We start from the raw sequence: 20,266 nt of genomic DNA on the forward strand, positions 1-20,266 counted from the left end.
CCTGATAATATATCCAACTTGCGGATCAGCAAGATCTAATCGACCTGCAACAGCAACCGAAAGAACATAGTTTTGGTTACTTGAATAGGTTTCCGAAAGCGTGTTGCTGGCAGCACCTGAAGTAAGCCAACCAGCATTGGAACCTTCATAGGCCTCATCTGTGTTCTGTGCAGGTGATGGATTATAGTCACCTCCAACGTCTGAGAGAACCCACCCTGGAGCACCATAGGTCCATGCAGCATCGTTTAACAACGCCTCATCCTCAAAACCAGCATTGACAATAAAGATATCGCGACCTTCATTAGATACAACATCATCATTTGCTAAAGTGGCCATTCGACGTACTCCAATTAAATTATTCTAATTGAAAGACATGATGGTTAAGTCGATTTTTGATACAATTACAAATTTTAGGGGGTTGACATATACAACTCCCAAAAACAGCAACATATACTAAATATAATCGGCAAGTTTTAGGGGTATCGATGGTTAAATATTACAAGATTATTGCATTATAAAACCCAATGTAAATTCTACTTCTGTGGTGATGACAGACATTCACTCATTTGCACAAAATATTTATTGAATACCAAGGCAGATGACATACATGTTGTGTGCATGAAAATGGCAGGGGCAGAAGGGTTCGAACCCTCGACCTACGGTTTTGGAGACCGAATATCTACATTTTATGCTATTGTTTTCAAACAATAAATCATACGGTTATCATATTTTGGGTAACTTTATGGGTAAATATAAAGTGCTATATTTAGGGCATATTTCATAAATTTATTCAAAACTTTCCTCCCATTAGTCAAATACTTCTACTTCGCGCTAGATCAAATTACTTTCTGCATCCACTCCAAAAGCAGATACCAAAATCAATATTGCAAACTTCAAAGTTTGGCCCAGTGCGGACGTTGATTAATACATACAACATAGCAACGGTGGAATGTAACTTATAAACTTGTAATTCATTGGGACTTTGAATGTTTTACTCATCTAGTCTAAGATAGGATGTTTAACACCTTGCAAAATGCAGCACAAAAAGCTTCGGGAAATTGCTTGCTCACACGGCTGCCGTTTTTAAAACTCCACACGACCCGTTAAGGTCAATGTGGAGGTCTCTGACTTCATTTAAAATCCAAACGGGTTATTTGACTACGTCAATTTTGCTGCGATTTAGGGATATTGCAATTGCTGCTATGAGCAGTAAACCAAGCGCAACTTGGCTCCATGATGGTGGTACGCCTGCAATGGTTAAACCGTTGCGGACAATCGTGAGGGTTAATGCACCAATGATGGTTTTGACCACGCTGCCATAGCCACCAGTAAGCGGTGTTCCCCCAAGGGCCACGGCTGCAATGGCATCAAGCTCCATCATCATTCCTGCCTGTGGTGTGGCAGCGCCTGCTCGTGCAAGGTTGACGCAAGCAGCTAGTCCAACCATCAAACCCGCTGCCGCAAAGACCTTTATTTTGAACGTCGTTACGTTGATACCCACAAGACGCAAAACCTTCTCATTGCCACCTACAGCCCGCAATTGTTGACCAAACACTGTCTTCTCGTAAAACGCCCACATAAAAAGCGCGACAATGGCTGCGAGAATAAAGATAGCTGGGAACTTACCCATCGAAAGCAGCCAGGGCGCTGTAACGGACGATATATTGCCCCCAGAGGCGCCACTGTCTGTTGTGATGTAAATTGCCGTACCATCAGAGCTTATAATCACGAGTGCACGAACAATGATCAGCATAGCCAAGGTGGTGACAAACGAAGGGATTTTTAACAATGAAATGATCAATCCATTTGTCATGCCAACGAAGCCACCAGCGAGAATGCCGAGAACCAAGCCAACATCGCCAAACCACACCATGCCCAAGGCACCAAGGAAAGCCGAGAATGCTAAACTTGACCCAATCGAGATATCGATTGAACCTGTTGTAACAATCATCAATTGCGCAAAGGCTAAAAGCATAAGCACAGGGGTCTGTTGCGCAATGAAAACCCAGTTGCGAGTAGACATAAAACGGTCGCCTGAAATAGCCCAAAACAATAGAATAACTGCAATAATTGCGATAAACGGCACATAATCACGCAGCTTTTCTAAGATTACGTCTGCCATAAATGGTTTGGAAGTCACTATATTTGTCATGGATTTTTTCCCTATTCGCCTAGTGTGATGGCTTTGACAAGCCGATCAGAAGTAATTTCGTCACGTTTGAATTCGCGAGATGTTACACCGTGATGCGTGACGACAATGCGATCAGCTAGGCGTCGGACCTGATCTAGATTATGGCTAATGAGAATGAACGAGGTTCCATGTTGGTCACGAACATCTTCGACCAGGCGTTCCACCTCAGCCGTTTCGTTCGGACCGAGTGCGGCAGTTGGTTCATCCAGAATAACAATTTCGCTACCCCATGCAATTGCTCGACCGATTGCGATGCTTTGCTGCTGTCCGCCAGACATGGATGAAATTGGCTGAGACAAATCTTGCACGGTGGTCACATTGAGTTGTTTCAGCACCTCACGTGTTTTTTCGCGCATTTTCTTTTCATCAACAAATACCCCCCATTTTTGGGGAATCCGGCCAAGGAAGAGATTATAAGGAGCGGTCATATTGGGAACAAGCGCTAGATCTTGATAAACGACTTCAATCCCGCAAGTTTGCATATGCGCAACACTGTGTTCCCCCCGTGCCACTTCAACTCCTTTGATGCAAATTCGTCCTGAATCTGGCACATGTGCGCCGGAAACGATTTTAGCCAGCGTTGATTTTCCGGCTCCGTTTCCGCCCACAATCGCGACAACTTCACCTCGTTTTAGGTCAAACGAACCATCACGCATGGCATGCACGCCACCGAAGGATTTTTTCACATTCTCAACAGTCAAAACAGTTGGTGGTGAATTTTCTTCCATCATTTTATTCCTCCCAATTGGCATGTTCAGATGGTTTTATGTTTTAGGGGTTCTCGACGGGAACCCAGATATATTTGTGAAAATACCTCCAAAAATGCCCCTTTTAGCACAGTATCTTCCGCAGAATTACTCAGTTCAATTTTTATCGAACTGTACACGCTTGGGAGAATTGCTTTTTCAACCCACTCTTTGATCGTGTTCAAAAAGGGTTCTCCAAACTCGGCGTATTCATCGCCAATGACGATCAGATCAGGATTGGAAAAATTGATGCAATTTGAAATACCTTGCGCCAGATAACGGGCGACCTTACTCACTTCTTCAGTGACTAATTTATCGCCAGCAGCGTAGGCATCGACGACTTGTGCAAAAGTAGCTTCGCCTGTTAGGCTTGTATCGTTCGATTTAGCAGCGCGCTCACGAATGGCTCGCATCAATACAATGCGAGAGGCATAAAGCTCCAAGCACCCTGTATTTCCACATTTGCATTGATGACCATCGAAATTAATTGACATATGCCCCAATTCACCAGCTATTCCGAGTGCACCACGATAAACCTCGCCGCCTACGATTAGAGCGGAGCCGATACCTTGTCCTGCGGACACATAAAGCAGCACGCGAGCATCAGTTTTGTGTGCAACGTTTCGCCATTCAGTGAGCCCGGCGGCCTTGGCATCATGGGTTGAAAAAATCGGTATATCGGGGTTACGTGATCGTAACTCAGCAATAAACTCAAAACCCTGCCATTCAGGACTTTCCGTAATTAGAATGACACGTTCATCGCGTTCTAGAAATGGTCCCGGAACGGCAATCCCAATGCCGTCAACGTGGCCCAAATCGGCGATACGTTGATCAATCGCTACTGCAATATCGGTAAATGTCTGAGCCGCGGATTGTCCACGTTGAATGGTATATTCCATGGGTTCAATAGATTCACCACGAAGATTGAATACAGCAATTGAAAAACTGCGTCGCTGCAGTCTGAGACAAAGAATATGTCGACCTTTCGTTGTAAAGTCGAGATTGATTGACCGTCTACCGCGATCGCTTTTAACCAGACCTACTTCTTCAACAATACCGCCCTTTAGCAACGATCCTATAGCACGCGTGATCGTTGCCTGATCTAAACCACTGGCAACGCTGATGTCCTTGCGCGAACAAGTTCCAAGATCATGAAGTGCTTTTAATATAACTTGCCGATTGTGACCTTGCACGCCTTCGATGGACAATCCCTTTTGTGTTGCCTTCATACCCGATCACTCCCCATCTGCTGATTTCCCCCATATAGTGGGATATTTTTGCAAACTGCAATGAATTGTTGGCTGAAATTAGACATTTGGTTCAAGCCGATAAATAATGTCAACGTCTTGTCGTTGATCCCGGATTTCTTGGGTGTTTGGCATGTCAACTTGTTCAATTTTTTCTAAAGCTATTTGCTCGGAACGACCGCTTTGTTTGTGACGACCCAAAAGTCGTTGACGCAAGATAGTATCAGGCGCGTCTACAAAAATTCTCAAATTAAAGGTTTTCGCAGCAGAGAGCCATGGTTCATCTGGAACAAGGACATAATTTCCCTCGATAACAAATATTTTCTCATTTCCTAAAATTCGAGTTCCTTCGGGAATGGGATTGTGCCTCTGGCGAGAATAGAGCGGCCACCAGAAGGGTACTCGAGCTGTTAGACACTCAACCGCTTTGGCAAAGGCAACTCCGTCAAATGTATCAATACGTCCCTTTGCCTTTCGTAAACCTTGCTGATCAAGCTGTTTGTTTGTTAAATGAAAGCCGTCCATTGGACAAAAACAAGATTCCATTCCTGCATCGTTTAAATCAGCAACAAGCCTTGCTGCTAAAGTTGATTTTCCAGAAGCTGGTGGGCCTGAGATAGCGATAAGGAATGGCGTTTCACTGCTGGTTACTTCTGCTGTTATTATTTCGATGAGTTCCTTATAGTTGGGTATCGTTTTATGCATCCATCCAGCTCCGGGTGCCTGAGCTTTCGCAGGATTTGGCGGCAATTTGATTTGCTGCATTTAGTGCCTCAACAAAATTTCCGGTCTCACAAAACGTATAACAAAACGCCCCGTGAAAGATATCACCCGCGCCCATTGTGTCGATTGTAGACACTGATACTGAGGGGATCTCACCGTTATTCTCGCCATCGCGCCAGAGCACGCCGTTTGTCCCACGGGTTATGGCCCAGCGCGTGAGCCCCAAATCTGTACACATATCAGAAAATGCCTGCGAACCATCTTGGCAAAATACTTCAGATACAATCGGAATATCGGCAAGACGAAGGAAATCAGGCGAGCAATCCTTCCAGCTACCACCATCTAATATAACTGGTCCAGCAAAGGCTTTGATATCATCATAATACTTTTCAACAAAAGGACGTTCATATTGGTCCAGCTGAATTAGATCGAAGTTATGAGTAAACAAATCAGCACAGTCGTTGAATAGACTGCATTCGTTGCCAGAGCCATTTACAATCATTCTGGTTCCGAGACTACGTGTTGAGACGACAGACGAAAAAGGGATTTGGTAATTGGGATCATTACAAATGTCGCGAGTTTGAATTCGACGTGTTTCTAGATCGGCTTTCACAAAATCGCGCATGATGCTGGGTGCACCCAAAGATGACGCCAGCGTGGCAGTCCCGCCTAGGTGTGCAAAGACGACAGCGGCATTTAGTGCGGATCCACCTGACATCAAATCATTCGACAATGCCTTGATTTTTTCGTCCGGACCGGGGAAATCTTCGACCAGCGACACCACGTCTAATACGGAACGGCCTATGAAAAGTGCACGGCTCATGTCTTAGTGATACGCGGGTCAAGCGCACCCTCCGAATAACGTTGTGCCATTTGAGCCAAAGTAATAGGTTTAATTTTGCTACCATGCCCAGCTGTTCCAAAGCGTTCAAACCGATCACGAACAAGAGTTTCTAGCTCATCCATCGCTGAGAGTATGAAAGCACGAGGGTCAAATACGTCCGGGTTCTCTTGCGCAAAGCGACGCATTGCGCCTGACATAGCCATTCGACAATCAGTGTCGATGTTTACTTTTCGCACACCGTGGCGAATACCACGTTCGATTTCTTCAATGGGAACACCCCAAGTTTGTGGCATTTCTCCGCCATGTGTATTGATCATGTCCTGCAAGTACTGCGGCACGGAACTTGATCCGTGCATAACCAGATGAGTTTCTGGAAGGCGTTTATGGATTGCCTCAATCTGATCCATGGATAGAATGTCACCATCCGGCGCACGTGTAAACTTGTAAGCGCCATGCGATGTGCCACAGGCAATCGCTAATGCGTCAACCTTTGTTGCGGCAACAAAATCGGCAGCCTGATCAGGATCGGTCAAAAGCTGATCGCGATCCATCTTACCTTCGGCACCGGACCCGTCTTCCACACCAGCTTCCCCTGTTTCCAGAGAGCCCAGCACGCCAAGTTCTCCCTCAATCGATGCGCCAATCCAATGAGCAACCTGCGCCACACGTCCAGTGATATCCAAATTATGCTCGTAATCAGCGGGTGTCTTGCCGTCACCCATCAACGAGCCATCCATCATGGCTGAAGTAAAGCCTGCGCCAATGGCACTCACGCAGGCCTGTTCATTGTGACCATGATCCTGATGCAAGCAAATCGGATTATCAGGATACATATCAGCTAACGCCTGCACGATAGCGACGATCATACGGTCGCCTGCATAAACGTTGCGCACGTTCAGACTTGCTTGCAGGATCACAGGCGCATCACAGGCGCGGGCAGCGTTCATAATCGCCAACCCTTGCTCCATATTAGATATATTGAAGGCAGGAACGCCGTAGCCGTGTTCGGCGGCATGGTCAAGCAATTGTCTAAGTGTTATCAATGGCATGTGTCTGCTTTCACTTTCTAAATTTCAAGTCATGGAATGTTGCGGAGCCTTCCTGCACAAAAATGCCCCACGCATCGGTATTCGAGATGTCATAGACCCGAAACGAAGCTACCACCTGTCCGGCTACATAACATTCAATAGCCGAACCGTTGCGTAAGATTTGTACCCGATAACGTCCATCTTCCGGGGTGAAGGCGAGCGGGCGTTCGACCAATGGACTATCTATTTCCTGACTGACTTCAATGCCATGTCTTTCGTTTAGAACCAGACTGTCCCAAAGAGGGTCCATTGCCGCAGGCCAACGATCGAACACTACACGCTGTTTCATAGGTTCAATGGCAAGACTATACCCACTATCAAGGTGATCACCACCACGCGGTTCAAGCAAAATGCCAACAGATTCGGTGTTTTTAGTTGGTTCAATTATGACATCCAGAAGTACATCATCACGGTCAGGACCATCAAGGAACGCGTAAGCATAGGTGCCAATAGCATTGCAGCTTAGATTTTGCCCTTCTTGCCATTCACCCAATTTCGGGCGAAGCGAATGCTCTATTGGCGTATTATAACTTTCATCCACTTCTTTCGGTAGCTGGCAGATCAGTGTACCGTCAGATAACGCAGTTAATTCACGTGGGCTTCCCAATTCTCCACCCCAAACCCAGCTTCTTTTGGGTCCGTGATGCTTGCGAAATGGAATCCAGGCAAAACTGAAGCGGCGCTCGCCATCACTGGCAGATTTAGCGGCATAAAAACGACGACCATCAAGACTGTCAAGCTTCCGGCTTTCCCATGGGCCTTCCGGTGATTTGGCGACACGGTATACGGTTTGCATTCGTTCGGAATAGCGGCTTTCAACCAGATACCACCAGTCCCCCAATTTGAATATTTCAGGACATTCGGGACAATGGGTTAACATGGAAGACGCCAATGGAGGTCCGACTTCCCAATTTTCCAAATCATTTGAGGTAGCAACCGCCACGCAACCACGGCGGAATTGCGGGCCTTCTTTCAGGCGTGCGGAAATCAACATTTTGAAGCAGCCAGCTTCATCATCCCGGTAGACGAAAGGGTCGCGCCAGTCGACCGTTTCATACCAACGCGGGTCAGGCGAGATCAGGGGATTACCTTGGGATTTATCCCAGGTCTTCATATCGGTCGAAGTTGCCTTACAGATGGTTTGCGGCGAAGCGGACTGGCGATTATAACCGGTGTAAAAGAAGTGAAAAACACCTTCATGTTCAATTACAGAACCAGTCCAAATTCCGTCGCCGTCGCAATCACCATGAGCGCCGGGACCAAATGCATCGGGCATAACCTCCCAAGTGACCAGATCATCAGAACGAAGATAAGCGGTTGAAACGCGAGCGCGTTCCACATACTCCCAAGCGCCAACAGGGGGCTGGGAGAAAAATAGGTGCCATTTTCCATCGTGGTAAAACGGCATTGTATCGCCGGCGGCGGCGCCTCGTTCCGGAGCGTAACCGAATAGTTTCATTGTGAATCTCTCAAAATATGTTGACTTATTTAATGCGCCCGACGCCATCAAGATATCGGGCGCACCAACTTGGGAGCAAAATTTACTTTACGTAGTTTTGCCAGTTTGCTTGCCAGTCATTAATGAAACCGGATAGATCTGCATCTGGGTTGTGCACCTTACTCAGACTACGAATTGTTTCGGGTGACAAAATGCAGCCATTTAGAAGACCATTTGCATAAGTTTCCACATTGGCAGCAGTCACCGGGATAAGACCGACACGCGGCTGAGTGTCTGTAATTGGGTGACCGTGTAGATAGTCATAAAGCTGAATTAGGCCAAAACCACCTACCATCCAGTGTCCGCCAATCGAAAATTCCAGTTCGCCTTCTTTGATAAACTGGGCAACCTGTTCATCGATATCTGTCGTAATAACAGCAATGTCATCACGCCCTGCTTGATCAATGGCAAATTTGCTACCTAAACCTGCAACGGCACCGATAACAATAAAAGCGTCAACCTCACCCGGTGCAAAGCGCGCAATATACTGCTCGGCATATTTCTGGCCATTTTCACGGCTCAGTACATCCCAGGATTCCGCGACAACTTCAACACCCGCAGCGTCAAGCTCTTTTGCAACGCCTTCCCAAATTTCAGTTGCGCTGATATTTCCCTTTTGGGTCCAGATCATTCCGACCTTTTTATAGCCAAGTTCAGCAGTAGCTTTACCCATCGCTTCACCCCATGTGGTATTATTTTGGGTAACCTGAGCGATAAAATCATTGCCTTCATAATCATTGTCATAGTTTGAAACAACAAGTCGTCCGACAGCGACACCCGGGACGTCATTTTCTTCCAAAAGGCGAGCAACTTGAATTCCAGCCGGTGCTGTGAGTGGATTAAAGATCAGGCCGTCTGGTCGACTGGCAATGATCGACTCAGCTTGAGCCACATGCTGCTCTTCTGAATTCTGATCATCAAATTCTTTCAATTCGACACCGAGTGCATCAGCAACGCACCCTTCAAATCGGTGGCGATTAATTACCCACGGATTGGTTTCCGGTTGACCAAGGTCAGCAATTACCAGATTGGTACGCGCTTTGGTTTCGGCTATCGCATTACCTGCAAGCGGCAATACGGATGCTGTAGCAAGTAATGCGGTCAAAAATTTCTTTGTCATCATGATCTCCTCCCAGAGAATTATGCAAATTGAATTATTTCAAAGGTGCCTTAAGGCATTTAAATGCATAATGCAATTAATTGCATGTTGCAATTAAAAAATCAAAATTTCGGATAAAACTCATTTTTTTTGCAAAGGATACTGGAGCTTCCCGGCATCCTTTGGCCAACAAGGTGCTTTCGATATATGGGAAATTTATTCCTTTGAATTGGTGGTCGACGCTGCAACTCCTTGGTACACACTATGCTGATCGCCTGTCGCAGAGGGCACGGAACTTTCTATGGTGACCACACGCCATCACCAAACCCGAAATTTCATCACGCTGGAGGGCACAGTCGTTGTAACTACAGCTGATTGGCAAGCCTATATCCGAAGAATTTTGCAGAGTAGCTTCTGCATTTGATGCTGTGGACGGCTCCTTTCACCGGCATTGGTCCTAAAAATGGATGTGCCATAATTGCGGTGTTTTTTGAGAACCGCTTGAAAGGAGCTATCCATGAAAGAGATTACCACAATTGGCCTGGACATTGCCAAGAATGTATTTCAGGTCCACGCGATTAATGAAGCAGCCGAAGTTATTATTCGTCGCCAGCTACGACGTAAACAAATTCTTTCATTTTTCGGAAGATTACAGCCCTGCCTTATTGGTATGGAAGCATGTGCTACATCACATCATTGGGCACGTGAGCTTGAGAAGCTGGGTCACGAAGTTCGCATGATGCCGCCACGCTACGTAAAACCCTATGTTAAGCGTAACAAAAATGATGCAGCAGATGCTGAAGCCATCTGCGAAGCAGTGACTTGACCGACGATGCGGTTTGTCCCGATTAAAGCACCTGAGCAACAATCTATTTTGATGATACATCGAACTCGGCAAATGTTTGTTCAGCAACGCACAAGCCTGATCAATGCTATCCGGGCTCATTTGGCTGAATACGGAATTGTTGCTGGCATTGGTCGCAATGGTGTTGAAGTATTATTGGAGTTGATTGTTAAGGGCGATGATGATCGCTTGCCGGAAGTCGCACGAGAATGTGTATTAGCATTAGCTGCTCAGCTTGCCTTGGTTCGAAGACAGATCAACGATGCAGATCGTAAAATACTTACTTGCCATCGTAACAGCAAAATGAGTAAACGACTTGAAGGCATTCCGGGCGTTGGCCCAATCATAGCAACAGCTTTAGTCGCGAGTGTTCCTGATCCTCATATCTATAGATCTGGTCGTGATTTAAGTGCATGGATAGGGCTGGTGCCTAAACAAAATTCTACTGGTGGTAAGGAACGGTTGGGATCAATTTCCAAAGCTGGAAACCGATACCTGAGAAAGTTACTTGTCGTAGGAGCATTATCGGTTATCAAGCGAGCTAAGCAGTTAGGCTACACGCGTCATCCGTGGTTGGTGAAGTTGATGGAGCGTAGGTCAACAAAGATTGCTGCAGTCGCATTGGCCAATAAAATTGCAAGAACAGCATGGGCCATGATGGCACATAATCAAGATTACAAAATACCTCAGGTTACTACGACCTGAGAACACAGGTTGGAAAGGCAACGATTGAATAATGCACCCAGCTAATCAGCCCAAAGATCGAGACAACCCATTCGTGCCAGTGAGTCTAACGAACTCGTGCTTTTGACAGGGACTCAATCTGCGGAGAGCATTATGGCCAGCGGACATGTAAAAGCCGCATTAACAGGCCGAACACATGGCAGCTCTGAAAAGCAATGCATTAACAATTAAACCTTGACAACACTGAGCCGTCCACACATGGCACGAGTTGGGCGTTTCTAATTAATCAGATCATTTCCGAACTTAGGTGATAAGCAGCTACCTTAAATATGGACCACTTGGGCAACTTTTGGCCCATAACAGACATCAGCTACAACACGAACCACCTTCTTGAATAGGCGGACAAGGAACATCTGCGTAAGAGCAATAGACGCAGCAATCGCCTTCCTTGGGCTTTAAAAGCGCATTGCAACCCTTGCAATCATAAAACCATTGGCAGGCATCTGTCGGCATTGTTTCGGTTTCGACATGGCCGCATTCTGGACAGGTGATCGTCGATTTAAGTTCTATTTTGTTTTCTTGCGTCGGCATAAAGCAACCCCCGTGAGAATGATAAAAAAGCCCAATGCTGGCAGTAGAAAGATGTCTAGGTAAGATATCACTGCCGATAATCCTATCGCAGTCAAAGCCCAGACTAATAAAGGTGTAAAGCAACATAGTGCGGCGATGATTGTGCCTATGATGCCAGTTGTTAGAAGTTTGTCACTCATCGATTGTCCCTCAAATATTCCCACATTGATCTGGCTATTCCGTCTTCCCAATATGGCGCGGTGAACGCAGCGATAAAGACAAAGGTTACAAACAGTCTGATAAGAAATGCGTTTCTGTTTCCCAGCAAACCACATGGAGAACGCCACAAGCTGATCCATGACCACAGCACAACGAGGCCAACGACTACCAGCAGATAGCTTCGATACTCAACAAATGGACCAAGTATGGATAACCACGAACCACCTAAGCCGATAATCGCTAAACCAAGTGGCAAGATGCAGCATGAAGCAGTCAGAACCGCCAATACAGACGCTCCTGCCAAAACAAGTCCACTCGTTTTTGTGCTGATGTTCTCAGCCTCTAATTGATTTTGCGTTTGTTCCATTTGATCTATATACATCCTGTAGCTACTACAGGAGCAAGCATAAAATGACACATGCCATAGGAACAGCCGCAAAGCTAAGCGGCGTAAACATCGAAACAATTAGATATTACGAGCGTGAGGGTGTTGTTCCAAAAGCAGAACGTACCAGCAATGGCCGCCGAGCATACGATGATGAGGCTATTTCAAGACTACGGTTCGTTAAACGTTGCCGTGAGCTAGGGTTTGCAATTGCAGATATCAGAACTTTATTGAGCTTATCCGATCAAGACGCGGGAACTTGTGGGGAAGTTCGCAAATTAAGCGAGGCCAATCTTGTTTCTGTGTCTTCCAAGATAGATGATTTGAACAGCATGAAATCAGCATTGGAAGAACTGATAACCTCTTGCGAATCTGGTCAAACCGAATGCCCCATGCTGAAAAACCTGTTTGCTGAGTAAGTTCTATAGTTGGTTTCAATGAATCATTTGTCCGGTTGCCATTCCAAGATGGTGAGGTTGGTGATGTGCACCTGTCGCCATCAGTCCGAAGAAGCCCAAGGCTTTGGTCTTCGCAAATGTTTCTTGATCAGGAGTTTCTATCATTAGGCGCGCGCCATTGCTGGTCACTTCACCCACTGCATTCCATTCTTTCATCTTGCTCAGCTCTCTTGCGTGCGCAGGCACCATGTTTTGGGCGGCTCTAAGGATATTGCCATGACCCGTAACAATGAATTCGATGCTATCCTCTGTTTCAATTACTTCCACATTTGCATCAAGAGTCAACGCATTCATATCAACCAAATGTTCCCTAAGGGCCGCAATATTGACCTTTGACCAGTTGGTCTCAGGATTTTCATCTAAGATTGATACAATCTCGGCAATAGCTGCAAATGCGGATTGTCCCGTCTCTGTTGGGAGTGAGGCAGTGTCACTTCCATGGCCTTGGTGCGTATCGCGATTGTTCATTGATGTGGCAAGTGCAAACCCTGAAATTGCACTTACAGTTACCGCTAGAAGTAATAATGATATTGCTTTGGGTGTGAGGCGCATTTGGTTCTCCTTTGAAACAACCCTAAATCAAATCAGCTTGATCAAATATGATTTCAATCATATAATCTGGATATGCTTCCTGACCCATTTTCCCGCTTACCACTATCTGCAACTAAGCACATTGGCTACCAAGCAGATGAATGTATTTTTAGAATGGGAGAAAAAACGGACGCTGTCTTCTTTGTAATAAGGGGCGAAGTTCACTTGCGCAGATACACGCAAAATGGTGACCTAATTACAATTCATAGAGCATTTTCAAATCAATATTTCGCAGAAGCCTCACTGTTTTCGGACAACTATCATTGCGACGCCGTTACAGTTCAGAATGCTGATTTAATACATATAGATCGTTTCAAGGTTTTGGAATTGATAAAGGCGGATTCTGACTTTGCACTGCAAGTCACAAGTTTCCTCGCCAAACAAGTTCAAGATTATCGAAGACTGCTGGAGTTGCGATCCATCCGCTCAGCAAAAGATCGAGTATACGCTGGACTTGTGGAAGGTTGGATGAAGGATAGCATTACGTCATTTGCCAGCCAAATTGGACTAACTCACGAAGCGACATACAGAGCTTTGAGCCAATTGGTCAGATCGAAACGAGTTGCGAAACTCGCCCGTGGAAAATATCAAATAGCATTTTGACGTTAGTTAGTTCCTGCAAGGGCTTGACCTTCCAGCTAGTGGAGGGGTTACGATTGGGCCATAGAAATGGGAAACTTGTGCCTATGAGCAGAAAAATGATGATTATAGCAATATGCATTATTGCAATCCTGCTTCTTGCATGGCTTGTCTTTGGAGGACGCATGAATGGCCATATGTGGTCTGGTGATCATATGTCGGGCGGTCCCATGCATCAGAATACGCCCATAGCAACTGGCATTGTTATTCCTAATTTAAGCGCAATTGAACGCAAAGGCGAGCGGCTCTTTAACGAAAATTGTGCGGTATGCCACGGTGAAAACGGCGCGGGAAATGAGGGTGCTGGACCGCCATTGGTTCACAAAATATATGAACCAAATCATCACGCTGATATGGCTTTCCAACTAGCAGCAAAGAATGGCGTTCGTGCCCATCATTGGCCCTTTGGTGATATGCCACCCGTTTCAGATGTCACAGAAAATGATGTAACCGACATAACGGCTTATATTCGGGCGTTACAAAGAGCAAACGGAATTAATTGAGGATCATCATGAAAAACATCATCGCAACATTGATTTTAATGGGCGCATTTATAAACAGTGCTTTCGCACACTCGAAGGTGGATACATTCTCACCTGCTGATGGTGACGTTTTGACGGAAGTACCAGAAGTCATAACAATGAATTTTGCTAAGCCAGCGAGGATCACCAAAGTCAGCGTTTCCCACACCGAAGGCTCAGAAGATCATGATATCAGGTTAGATATTCCAACCAAGGAATTCGTGAAGATAATAGAGTTCTCTCCCAAATTATTTGGTGCTGGAACCTATCAAGTTGAATGGAGAGCATTGGCTGAAGACGGTCATGCGTTAAAAGGCGAGTTTAGTTTCTCAGTGAAGAGCGAATAAACCGAATGCTGGACTGGGATATATGGCTTGTTTTAACAGTCATCGCCAAATTTGTGATCTACCTGACCAGTTTTCTAGCTGTCGGGTCATTGTTATTTTTATGGACGCTTAATCCTGCATCGGACGAGATTAAGCGTCAGTTATTGAAACTTACGGTCTTGGCCGCGTTGTTGTCCGTCATTGCCACCTTTATCCGTATCTCTCTGCAAGCTGGTCAGCTCTATGATGATGGGCTGGTTGGGATGTATGATCTGGAGATGATTGAGCTGGTTGTCGATGGTCCACTTGGTTTGTCATCGCTTATTCGATTTGTTGGCTTAGTGTTACTATTCATCGCAATATTTGCACCAATTACCCAAACGCCCCTGACGATTGTGAGTGGTTTTTCGTTGGCGGTTTCGTTTGCATTCGTTGGCCATGCCACGTCCGATCAGATTATATTAGGCGTGCTGATCACAATTCATTTGCTGGCGGTCAGTTATTGGTTGGGCGGTCTGTACCCACTACATAAGATGGCGAGTTCAAATGGTGATCTAAAGCATGCAGGACAAACCGCCCACAAATTCGGAAAACAGGCGTCGATCATTGTCCCCATTCTTATTGTCGTTGGCGTCGCCTTTGCAGTTCGATTGACGGGAAGCCCGGTAAATTTATTTGGTACTGAATATGGTTTATTACTGCTTCTAAAAATTGTTGTAGTTGCTGGATTGTTACTTCTTGCAGCGATGAACAAGTTAAAACTTGTGCCTAGATTACTTGAAGGCGATGTGTTGGCCGCCCGTCAATTACAAACATCAATCAAAGTTGAGTTTGTTGTGTTCCTAGCGATTTTTGTAATCACTGCAATCCTGACTTCAGCCGTCAATCTTCCCGAACATTAGGGTTTAATATGCTGCGATATTCTAAGTATGCTCCATCCACATTCATTATTATGGCGTCCCTGCTTTCTGTGTTTACTGTTTCAAGTATTGAAGCAAACGAAAGCGCAGGTCAGATATTCAACCCCGACGACAAACAACTCGTGAAAATTGGAAAAGAAATCTACGCTGACAATTGTGCCTCTTGTCATGGTGCTAATTTGGAAGGGCAAACACCAAACTGGCGATCTCCGGGGCCAGACGGAAAATTACCAGCTCCGCCACATGATCAAACGGGCCACACTTGGCATCACACAGATGCGCTTTTGTTTAATCTCACAAAATACGGATTGGCCAAGGCAGCAGGGCTTAAAAACTATGGATCAAACATGCCTATTTACGAAGACATTTTGACCGATGAAGAAATCGTCGCTGTTTTATCATTTATCAAAAGCACGTGGCCAAAAGAAATTATTGAACGTCACGATCAAATGAATGCTGCACAAGCTGGCACTAACTAGAAATTGTCCGCAAATTGGCACGAATTTGAAGTCGAAACCTTCCGATTTAACTTCGGCAGTTAAACGGAAAGCAGACATTTCAACCGCAATTCAATAATTAACATTCAAAGTGAATTACTTTAAATTTAAAACAAACCCAATTGCATATCACTACAATCACTAATCCCATAAACCTCTCTCGCCATTTCAATCGTTTTCTGCGCCGCAAAAACAGGCTTCGATTCATACGGATTAATGATCTCCCAACTGCCCCAAATCTTAAGCCCTGCCCCTTGATGGGTCACAGAAAGACAATCAGGACCACAAGAACCAGCAAAAATGCCCAATGATTGCTTCAAAGCGGCTTCCAGCTCCTCATCTGTCATGCCTGCTTCAAACTGAGCGAAGTAACACCTTTTAAAACCAGATGTCGCCATACGGAAAACTTCCAACTTATCCGCACGGGTAAGCTCACGCGCAACGGTAAACATAACGCTCTCCACCGATTTCAATTTCAGAATAATCCATCGCCAGATCTCGAGCTATTGCGTCAAAATCCAAATAGCATTGAATGCTTTCTGGAATTTCTCCAAAAAGACCTTCATCAACAAATTGCTCCGCGAGGTCGCACATGTTCATATTGGGATAAATATCGACGTCCAAACGGTCCAAATTGTCTTTACCAACCTCAAAGTCATACCCACACTCACCAATGGCACAAATCAGCTTGACCTTATCTTCTTCACGCCATTGCTCGAGAGCATCAATAAAGGCTGCAATACTACCCTGCCCTACGGACAAAACATCAAACAAACGCGCATCAATGCTTTCTCCATCAATAAATTGAATTTCAAATTCCTCGACGGGATCACCAAATTCATTTCTGGCTTTATCGAATTTCTCCCGAAACTCGTCACCATCATCAAAGTAAAAACCATTTGCATGTAAATCGTACGATTGAGCAAAGTAAGTCGTCATATCTCCATCTTTCGTTTTGTTATGGGTTGCGCATATGCAACCTTGCCCTTTGGCGAAAACGGGATTGGGAGGGGACAAACAAAATCGATAAGGTTGGTGCGGGCGCACAAGCGCAGCGCGGAGCCACGGCCTTGTCTATTTTGTTTGTGGGGAGAGTAAGGGCAGCGCCCTCGGCTTCCCCAATACTAATTTTCAGACATTGACTCAATCATGAGGCTATGCTGACTTGTATTTACCGCAATACGCGTATGGGAAGTATCGTGAAAAATAAGGCTATGTGGGCGCTCATAGGATTTATCTCAATTGGTTGGTTAATCGGTGATGACGATAACCAAGCCACCACACCACGTGACTTAACAAAGGTATCAACCAGCCCAACCACCAACATACAAACCCAAAAACCAAAAGCTCAAGACGAAACGAAGGTAGCAAAGCTCCCCGAAACAACAACACCTCAAATCACGACCAACGCCCCAAATATCAAAGAAACGCCCATGTACGTGGATGCCAACCGCCTTAACGTGCGTAACGGCCCTAGTACCAGTAACAAACAGATCTGGACACTCAAACGCGACCAACGCGTCGCAACATATCAAAGAGATGGAGATTGGGTATTCGTGAAGGGACAGCGCTTTGAAGGCTGGGTTCATGGCGGATATCTCACCCCAAATAAGTCTCAACCAAAACCCAAGGTAATAACCAAACCAAAAATCAGCGATAACCAGATCGCAAAACAACTTGTAACCCGCTCTATTGGCCTCTATCGTGGAGCATGTCCATGTCCTTACAATAGAATGCGTAACGGACGCCGATGCGGCGGCAACAGTGCCTATTCCAGACCAGGCGGCGCTTCACCCCTTTGTTATGCAAGCGATATCACACCTGGCATGATTTCTGATTACCGTTCACGGCTTTAGATCACATAACGCTAGCCGTTTTTTGTGCTTTGACGTAGCGCAGCTACTAATTGTTCTAGCTTGAGGCGAGCATGTTTGATTTCGTCCTCTGACATATGTTTTTCTTGTTTAGAAATAGCATGTACCAATAAGACAATATCTCGCCGTAGCGTTACGTCTTTAACATCAACAAATGCACGATTGAGTTCAAGGCCTTGTAGTCGCAACTCATCGTATGTCGTATCACCCGCCTTATCGGTGTTTTGGGAGATTACATCTTTCATAGTAATAGCAATAGGCATTCCTAAAGCAGCAGAAAGCTTCTGAATCTTATCGACACCTAAATCACGTAATCCGTTCTCGAAATCAACAATATGGCCAACTGGCACACCGCAGGTTTTACTCAATTCAACAACATTCACATCGAGTTTCTGGCGTTGCGCTTGGATACGCCGTCTCAATCGGTATTCCTGTGAATTTGACGGATCTGAAGAAGTCAAAGGTTATCTCGCACATAAAAACTATACTAATCTATGCATGGATATTACACGATCAAATATGGGTCGCAATACTTTTAGTTGTAACAATAACTATTATCACGTTATATGTTAAGAAAAGCAAAACCGCCTTATTAAGAAGCGGTTTAAACTTGAATGGTATATTTTATCAAACAACTGATAACTTTGCCTCCTTTGGAGCATCGGCTTCTAACAACGCCATTTCGATTAGATATACTAACATATCTGCCTCTAGTAGACCTGCGGCAAGTAGGGCCTCTCTGAGATTAATCTCTACTTTTTGTTTCAAACTATCTTTATTATGTTCTTTGCTCATGGGGGACCTCCTAAGCTGCATGACTGAAGTAACTTGCGATATTCCGCTCTGGTTTAGATGTGACATATAGAGGCTCTGTGACAGTCAGTTTTTCACGCATTGAACTTAAAACTGTTTGACTTATTTCAAATTGACCACAACAAACAGGACGTTTTCCATATCCATCTGCGCGCCCCAGCTCTGAAAAAGCAGCCCCTGAACGCTGATAGATGCGCTTCATCTGTGGTTCGTAATTGGAAATCATCGTATGAATACCGTGTGCAAGCCCCGTTTCACACATTGCAATTAACATTAATGCAGAAGCACGCCCCGCAACCATATCTGGGTGATCAGCCTTTATACTATCCATATCCATGCACATGCGAGTTGCCTCCCAAATTCCTGGAGCCTCGAAACTAACGACATTTGGAAAGGTTTTTCTAAAAACATCATACAACAAAGTCGGACCTGTTGTTGGCATAAGGCGCACAACAGCATAAAGCTCCATGCACGTATTATCGCACCACATCAGATAAGCTGGTTGATGATTGTCATAGACGTCTTTTTCATATTCTCCAATGACCGGAACATCCCACCCCAACTGATCGGCAAACACACGCTTACGCAGTCTAAACATCTGATCCATGAGTTCTGGGTACTTATGGTATTCGTGAGCTTGTATTGTGATGAACATATCTGCCTCCGGTTTTGTTTGTGAGGTAAACATGACGTCTATTTTGTTTTTTGAATATTCCTACAGATGTACCGACACAACTGTACCCGTACAAATGTACGTGCCTTATTTCGGGTTTATCAATCTCATCTGGATCGCCTTAGCAACAGCCTGTGATAGTGAAGAGCAGTCCAATTTATAACGTGCTGACCTTGAATAAGAACGAATTGTATTCTCAGAAATACCGATAATGACGCCTATATCTTTGTGGTCTTTTCCTAGTGCAGTCCAATGTAGGACTTCTAATTCACGGGGTGCTAGCGCAGGTGTTGGATCACTCTCGCCAAACAATTCAGAGATAGCTTTTTTATGAAGAACATAACCTAGTTCTGACCAGTCTTCACGATATTGCTCGACGATTGAACTCCAGTCTTCTCCATCCTTACCGCCATTAAGAGAAAGAAGGGCACGACGGCTAACTTTATCAATGATTGGTATTGAATATCCATTTGGATCTAAGCCAAAAGTTTGGAAATCAGTAAAAAGACCAATTGCACTTTCGTCAGGTTCTAACTCAGACCAGTCAAAGGGAAGCAAGCGCTTTACGCCCTCTTTAATTACAGGATCTACATTGACGTAACCCTTCATGACATAATGCCCAACCCATTCAGCAGGATATGTTGTTTTAACATAGGGCGCATCTATGTTAACGCTCCCAGCAACAGTTTGCGCAAGATGGTATGAAGCATGTTCAATAGAGTAGTTATCCCGCAGGATATGAACGCCCTCTTGAACACTTTCCGCCGCTTGGATTTTTTCGAACGTTTCAATCCGACGTTGTTCTTGTTCTTCCAT

At 45.2% G+C, this 20,266-nt stretch carries 26 protein-coding genes and 1 pseudogene; 8 read left to right on the top strand and 19 right to left on the bottom strand.

What is annotated here, in order from left to right; genetic code table 11:
* The 9 genes from G3W54_RS00005 to G3W54_RS00045 all read right to left on the bottom strand — a co-directional run.
* A partial coding sequence (locus G3W54_RS00005) for a hypothetical protein (RefSeq protein WP_162651115.1) occupies positions 1–336 on the bottom strand: 336 nt, incomplete at its 3' end.
* Between the two features lie 814 nt (positions 337–1,150).
* Positions 1,151–2,152, bottom strand: a complete 1,002-nt coding sequence (locus G3W54_RS00010) for an ABC transporter permease (RefSeq protein WP_197742758.1) — start codon at positions 2,150–2,152, stop codon at positions 1,151–1,153.
* Positions 2,153–2,163: 11 nt separating this feature from the next.
* Entirely contained in the window at positions 2,164–2,922 is a 759-nt protein-coding gene (locus tag G3W54_RS00015) for an ATP-binding cassette domain-containing protein (protein WP_197742759.1), read from the bottom strand.
* 23 nt (positions 2,923–2,945) lie between these two features.
* Complete coding sequence (locus G3W54_RS00020; protein WP_162651116.1) at positions 2,946–4,166, bottom strand: ROK family transcriptional regulator; 1,221 nt, start codon at positions 4,164–4,166, stop codon at positions 2,946–2,948.
* Between the two features lie 78 nt (positions 4,167–4,244).
* Complete coding sequence (locus G3W54_RS00025; protein WP_162651117.1) at positions 4,245–4,889, bottom strand: AAA family ATPase; 645 nt, start codon at positions 4,887–4,889, stop codon at positions 4,245–4,247.
* Positions 4,882–5,730: a PfkB family carbohydrate kinase gene (locus G3W54_RS00030; protein WP_162651118.1), complete on the bottom strand. Its 849-nt coding sequence runs from the start codon at positions 5,728–5,730 to the stop codon at positions 4,882–4,884. The genes G3W54_RS00025 and G3W54_RS00030 overlap by 8 nt, the downstream gene beginning before the upstream one ends.
* Positions 5,727–6,800: a class II fructose-bisphosphate aldolase gene (fba, locus tag G3W54_RS00035; RefSeq protein ID WP_162651119.1), complete on the bottom strand. Its 1,074-nt coding sequence runs from the start codon at positions 6,798–6,800 to the stop codon at positions 5,727–5,729. Before fba ends, G3W54_RS00030 begins: the two co-directional genes overlap by 4 nt.
* Positions 6,801–6,810: 10 nt before the next feature.
* Positions 6,811–8,298, bottom strand: coding sequence for a family 43 glycosylhydrolase (locus G3W54_RS00040; RefSeq protein WP_162651120.1), 1,488 nt, complete (start codon positions 8,296–8,298; stop codon positions 6,811–6,813).
* Between the two features lie 82 nt (positions 8,299–8,380).
* Positions 8,381–9,460 (bottom strand): sugar ABC transporter substrate-binding protein, encoded by a 1,080-nt coding sequence (locus G3W54_RS00045; RefSeq protein WP_197742760.1) that lies wholly within the window; start codon positions 9,458–9,460, stop codon positions 8,381–8,383.
* Between the two features lie 493 nt (positions 9,461–9,953).
* Here G3W54_RS00045 and G3W54_RS00050 point away from each other — a divergent pair.
* Positions 9,954–10,985, top strand: a pseudogene (locus tag G3W54_RS00050) (IS110 family transposase).
* Between the two features lie 345 nt (positions 10,986–11,330).
* Here G3W54_RS00050 and G3W54_RS19220 read toward each other — a convergent pair.
* From G3W54_RS19220 to G3W54_RS00065, 3 genes are read right to left on the bottom strand one after another with little or no spacing between them, the layout of a single operon-like run.
* Positions 11,331–11,555 (bottom strand): GDCCVxC domain-containing (seleno)protein, encoded by a 225-nt coding sequence (locus G3W54_RS19220; protein WP_162651121.1) that lies wholly within the window; start codon positions 11,553–11,555, stop codon positions 11,331–11,333.
* Complete coding sequence (gene merF / locus G3W54_RS00060) at positions 11,531–11,734, bottom strand: mercury resistance system transport protein MerF (RefSeq protein WP_162651122.1); 204 nt, start codon at positions 11,732–11,734, stop codon at positions 11,531–11,533. The genes G3W54_RS19220 and merF overlap by 25 nt, the downstream gene beginning before the upstream one ends.
* Positions 11,731–12,120, bottom strand: coding sequence for a hypothetical protein (locus G3W54_RS00065; RefSeq protein ID WP_162651123.1), 390 nt, complete (start codon positions 12,118–12,120; stop codon positions 11,731–11,733). The genes merF and G3W54_RS00065 overlap by 4 nt, the downstream gene beginning before the upstream one ends.
* A 44-nt stretch (positions 12,121–12,164) precedes the next feature.
* Between G3W54_RS00065 and G3W54_RS00070 the strand changes: the two genes are divergently transcribed.
* A complete protein-coding gene (locus G3W54_RS00070) occupies positions 12,165–12,557 on the top strand; it encodes a helix-turn-helix domain-containing protein (RefSeq protein WP_162651124.1) in 393 nt (130 codons plus the stop codon).
* A gap of 15 nt (positions 12,558–12,572) precedes the next feature.
* Here the strand turns inward: G3W54_RS00070 and G3W54_RS00075 are convergent, their stop codons facing one another.
* Positions 12,573–13,148, bottom strand: coding sequence for a hypothetical protein (locus tag G3W54_RS00075; RefSeq protein WP_162651125.1), 576 nt, complete (start codon positions 13,146–13,148; stop codon positions 12,573–12,575).
* A 72-nt stretch (positions 13,149–13,220) separates the two neighbouring features.
* On the opposite strand from G3W54_RS00075, the gene G3W54_RS00080 reads away from it, so the two are divergent.
* The 5 genes from G3W54_RS00080 to G3W54_RS00100 all read left to right on the top strand — a co-directional run bounded on the left by G3W54_RS00080 (position 13,221) and on the right by G3W54_RS00100 (position 16,072).
* A complete protein-coding gene (locus tag G3W54_RS00080; RefSeq protein ID WP_162651126.1) occupies positions 13,221–13,790 on the top strand; it encodes a Crp/Fnr family transcriptional regulator in 570 nt (189 codons plus the stop codon).
* An 83-nt stretch (positions 13,791–13,873) separates the two neighbouring features.
* Positions 13,874–14,329, top strand: a complete 456-nt coding sequence (locus G3W54_RS00085) for a cytochrome c (protein ID WP_162651127.1) — start codon at positions 13,874–13,876, stop codon at positions 14,327–14,329.
* 8 nt (positions 14,330–14,337) lie between these two features.
* On the top strand, positions 14,338–14,694 hold the full coding sequence (locus tag G3W54_RS00090; RefSeq protein WP_162651128.1) for a copper resistance protein CopC: 357 nt from the start codon (positions 14,338–14,340) through the stop codon (positions 14,692–14,694).
* A 5-nt stretch (positions 14,695–14,699) separates the two neighbouring features.
* Entirely contained in the window at positions 14,700–15,575 is an 876-nt protein-coding gene (locus G3W54_RS00095) for a CopD family protein (RefSeq protein ID WP_162651129.1), read from the top strand.
* Positions 15,576–15,583: 8 nt separating this feature from the next.
* Positions 15,584–16,072: a cytochrome c gene (locus tag G3W54_RS00100; RefSeq protein ID WP_197742761.1), complete on the top strand. Its 489-nt coding sequence runs from the start codon at positions 15,584–15,586 to the stop codon at positions 16,070–16,072.
* 125 nt (positions 16,073–16,197) lie between these two features.
* Here the strand turns inward: G3W54_RS00100 and G3W54_RS00105 are convergent, their stop codons facing one another.
* Both G3W54_RS00105 and G3W54_RS00110 read right to left on the bottom strand, forming a co-directional pair.
* Complete coding sequence (locus G3W54_RS00105) at positions 16,198–16,542, bottom strand: hypothetical protein (protein WP_162651130.1); 345 nt, start codon at positions 16,540–16,542, stop codon at positions 16,198–16,200.
* Entirely contained in the window at positions 16,523–17,029 is a 507-nt protein-coding gene (locus G3W54_RS00110; RefSeq protein WP_162651131.1) for an antirestriction protein ArdA, read from the bottom strand. Before G3W54_RS00110 ends, G3W54_RS00105 begins: the two co-directional genes overlap by 20 nt.
* 260 nt (positions 17,030–17,289) lie before the next feature.
* Here G3W54_RS00110 and G3W54_RS00115 point away from each other — a divergent pair, with 260 nt between their 5' ends.
* A complete protein-coding gene (locus tag G3W54_RS00115) occupies positions 17,290–17,946 on the top strand; it encodes an SH3 domain-containing protein (RefSeq protein WP_162651132.1) in 657 nt (218 codons plus the stop codon).
* Between the two features lie 11 nt (positions 17,947–17,957).
* On the opposite strand, the gene G3W54_RS00120 is transcribed toward G3W54_RS00115, so the two are convergent.
* The 4 genes from G3W54_RS00120 to G3W54_RS00135 all read right to left on the bottom strand — a co-directional run bounded on the left by G3W54_RS00120 (position 17,958) and on the right by G3W54_RS00135 (position 20,266).
* The gene (locus G3W54_RS00120) at positions 17,958–18,386 is read right to left on the bottom strand and encodes a helix-turn-helix transcriptional regulator (RefSeq protein ID WP_162651133.1); all 429 of its coding nucleotides are present in this window, start codon (positions 18,384–18,386) and stop codon (positions 17,958–17,960) included.
* A 205-nt stretch (positions 18,387–18,591) separates the two neighbouring features.
* Positions 18,592–18,759: a hypothetical protein gene (locus G3W54_RS00125; protein WP_162651134.1), complete on the bottom strand. Its 168-nt coding sequence runs from the start codon at positions 18,757–18,759 to the stop codon at positions 18,592–18,594.
* Between the two features lie 10 nt (positions 18,760–18,769).
* On the bottom strand, positions 18,770–19,432 hold the full coding sequence (locus tag G3W54_RS00130) for an acyl-homoserine-lactone synthase (RefSeq protein ID WP_162651135.1): 663 nt from the start codon (positions 19,430–19,432) through the stop codon (positions 18,770–18,772).
* Positions 19,433–19,537: 105 nt separating this feature from the next.
* On the bottom strand, positions 19,538–20,266 hold the full coding sequence (locus G3W54_RS00135) for a LuxR family transcriptional regulator (protein ID WP_162651136.1): 729 nt from the start codon (positions 20,264–20,266) through the stop codon (positions 19,538–19,540).

The organism is Lentilitoribacter sp. Alg239-R112 (assembly GCF_900537175.1).
GTDB lineage: Bacteria > Pseudomonadota > Alphaproteobacteria > Rhizobiales > Rhizobiaceae > Lentilitoribacter.

What these genes read in the sequence shown, in the direction of transcription:
- G3W54_RS00135 (WP_162651136.1), bottom strand. Translation starts at nt 20,266, where the DNA reads ATGGAAGAACAAGAACAACGTCGGATTGAAACGTTCGAAAAAATCCAA.
- G3W54_RS19220 (WP_162651121.1), bottom strand. Translation starts at nt 11,555, where the DNA reads ATGCCGACGCAAGAAAACAAAATAGAACTTAAATCGACGATCACCTGT.
- G3W54_RS00030 (WP_162651118.1), bottom strand. Translation starts at nt 5,730, where the DNA reads ATGAGCCGTGCACTTTTCATAGGCCGTTCCGTATTAGACGTGGTGTCG.
- G3W54_RS00020 (WP_162651116.1), bottom strand. Translation starts at nt 4,166, where the DNA reads ATGAAGGCAACACAAAAGGGATTGTCCATCGAAGGCGTGCAAGGTCAC.
- G3W54_RS00015 (WP_197742759.1), bottom strand. Translation starts at nt 2,922, where the DNA reads ATGATGGAAGAAAATTCACCACCAACTGTTTTGACTGTTGAGAATGTG.
- G3W54_RS00045 (WP_197742760.1), bottom strand. Translation starts at nt 9,460, where the DNA reads ATGATGACAAAGAAATTTTTGACCGCATTACTTGCTACAGCATCCGTA.
- G3W54_RS00040 (WP_162651120.1), bottom strand. Translation starts at nt 8,298, where the DNA reads ATGAAACTATTCGGTTACGCTCCGGAACGAGGCGCCGCCGCCGGCGAT.
- G3W54_RS00080 (WP_162651126.1), top strand. Translation starts at nt 13,221, where the DNA reads ATGCTTCCTGACCCATTTTCCCGCTTACCACTATCTGCAACTAAGCAC.
- G3W54_RS00095 (WP_162651129.1), top strand. Translation starts at nt 14,700, where the DNA reads ATGCTGGACTGGGATATATGGCTTGTTTTAACAGTCATCGCCAAATTT.
- G3W54_RS00070 (WP_162651124.1), top strand. Translation starts at nt 12,165, where the DNA reads ATGACACATGCCATAGGAACAGCCGCAAAGCTAAGCGGCGTAAACATC.
- G3W54_RS00110 (WP_162651131.1), bottom strand. Translation starts at nt 17,029, where the DNA reads ATGACGACTTACTTTGCTCAATCGTACGATTTACATGCAAATGGTTTT.
- G3W54_RS00065 (WP_162651123.1), bottom strand. Translation starts at nt 12,120, where the DNA reads ATGGAACAAACGCAAAATCAATTAGAGGCTGAGAACATCAGCACAAAA.
- fba (WP_162651119.1), bottom strand. Translation starts at nt 6,800, where the DNA reads ATGCCATTGATAACACTTAGACAATTGCTTGACCATGCCGCCGAACAC.
- G3W54_RS00010 (WP_197742758.1), bottom strand. Translation starts at nt 2,152, where the DNA reads ATGACAAATATAGTGACTTCCAAACCATTTATGGCAGACGTAATCTTA.
- G3W54_RS00025 (WP_162651117.1), bottom strand. Translation starts at nt 4,889, where the DNA reads ATGCATAAAACGATACCCAACTATAAGGAACTCATCGAAATAATAACA.
- G3W54_RS00100 (WP_197742761.1), top strand. Translation starts at nt 15,584, where the DNA reads ATGCTGCGATATTCTAAGTATGCTCCATCCACATTCATTATTATGGCG.
- G3W54_RS00075 (WP_162651125.1), bottom strand. Translation starts at nt 13,148, where the DNA reads ATGCGCCTCACACCCAAAGCAATATCATTATTACTTCTAGCGGTAACT.
- G3W54_RS00105 (WP_162651130.1), bottom strand. Translation starts at nt 16,542, where the DNA reads ATGTTTACCGTTGCGCGTGAGCTTACCCGTGCGGATAAGTTGGAAGTT.
- G3W54_RS00130 (WP_162651135.1), bottom strand. Translation starts at nt 19,432, where the DNA reads ATGTTCATCACAATACAAGCTCACGAATACCATAAGTACCCAGAACTC.
- G3W54_RS00090 (WP_162651128.1), top strand. Translation starts at nt 14,338, where the DNA reads ATGAAAAACATCATCGCAACATTGATTTTAATGGGCGCATTTATAAAC.
- G3W54_RS00085 (WP_162651127.1), top strand. Translation starts at nt 13,874, where the DNA reads ATGAGCAGAAAAATGATGATTATAGCAATATGCATTATTGCAATCCTG.
- G3W54_RS00125 (WP_162651134.1), bottom strand. Translation starts at nt 18,759, where the DNA reads ATGAGCAAAGAACATAATAAAGATAGTTTGAAACAAAAAGTAGAGATT.
- merF (WP_162651122.1), bottom strand. Translation starts at nt 11,734, where the DNA reads ATGAGTGACAAACTTCTAACAACTGGCATCATAGGCACAATCATCGCC.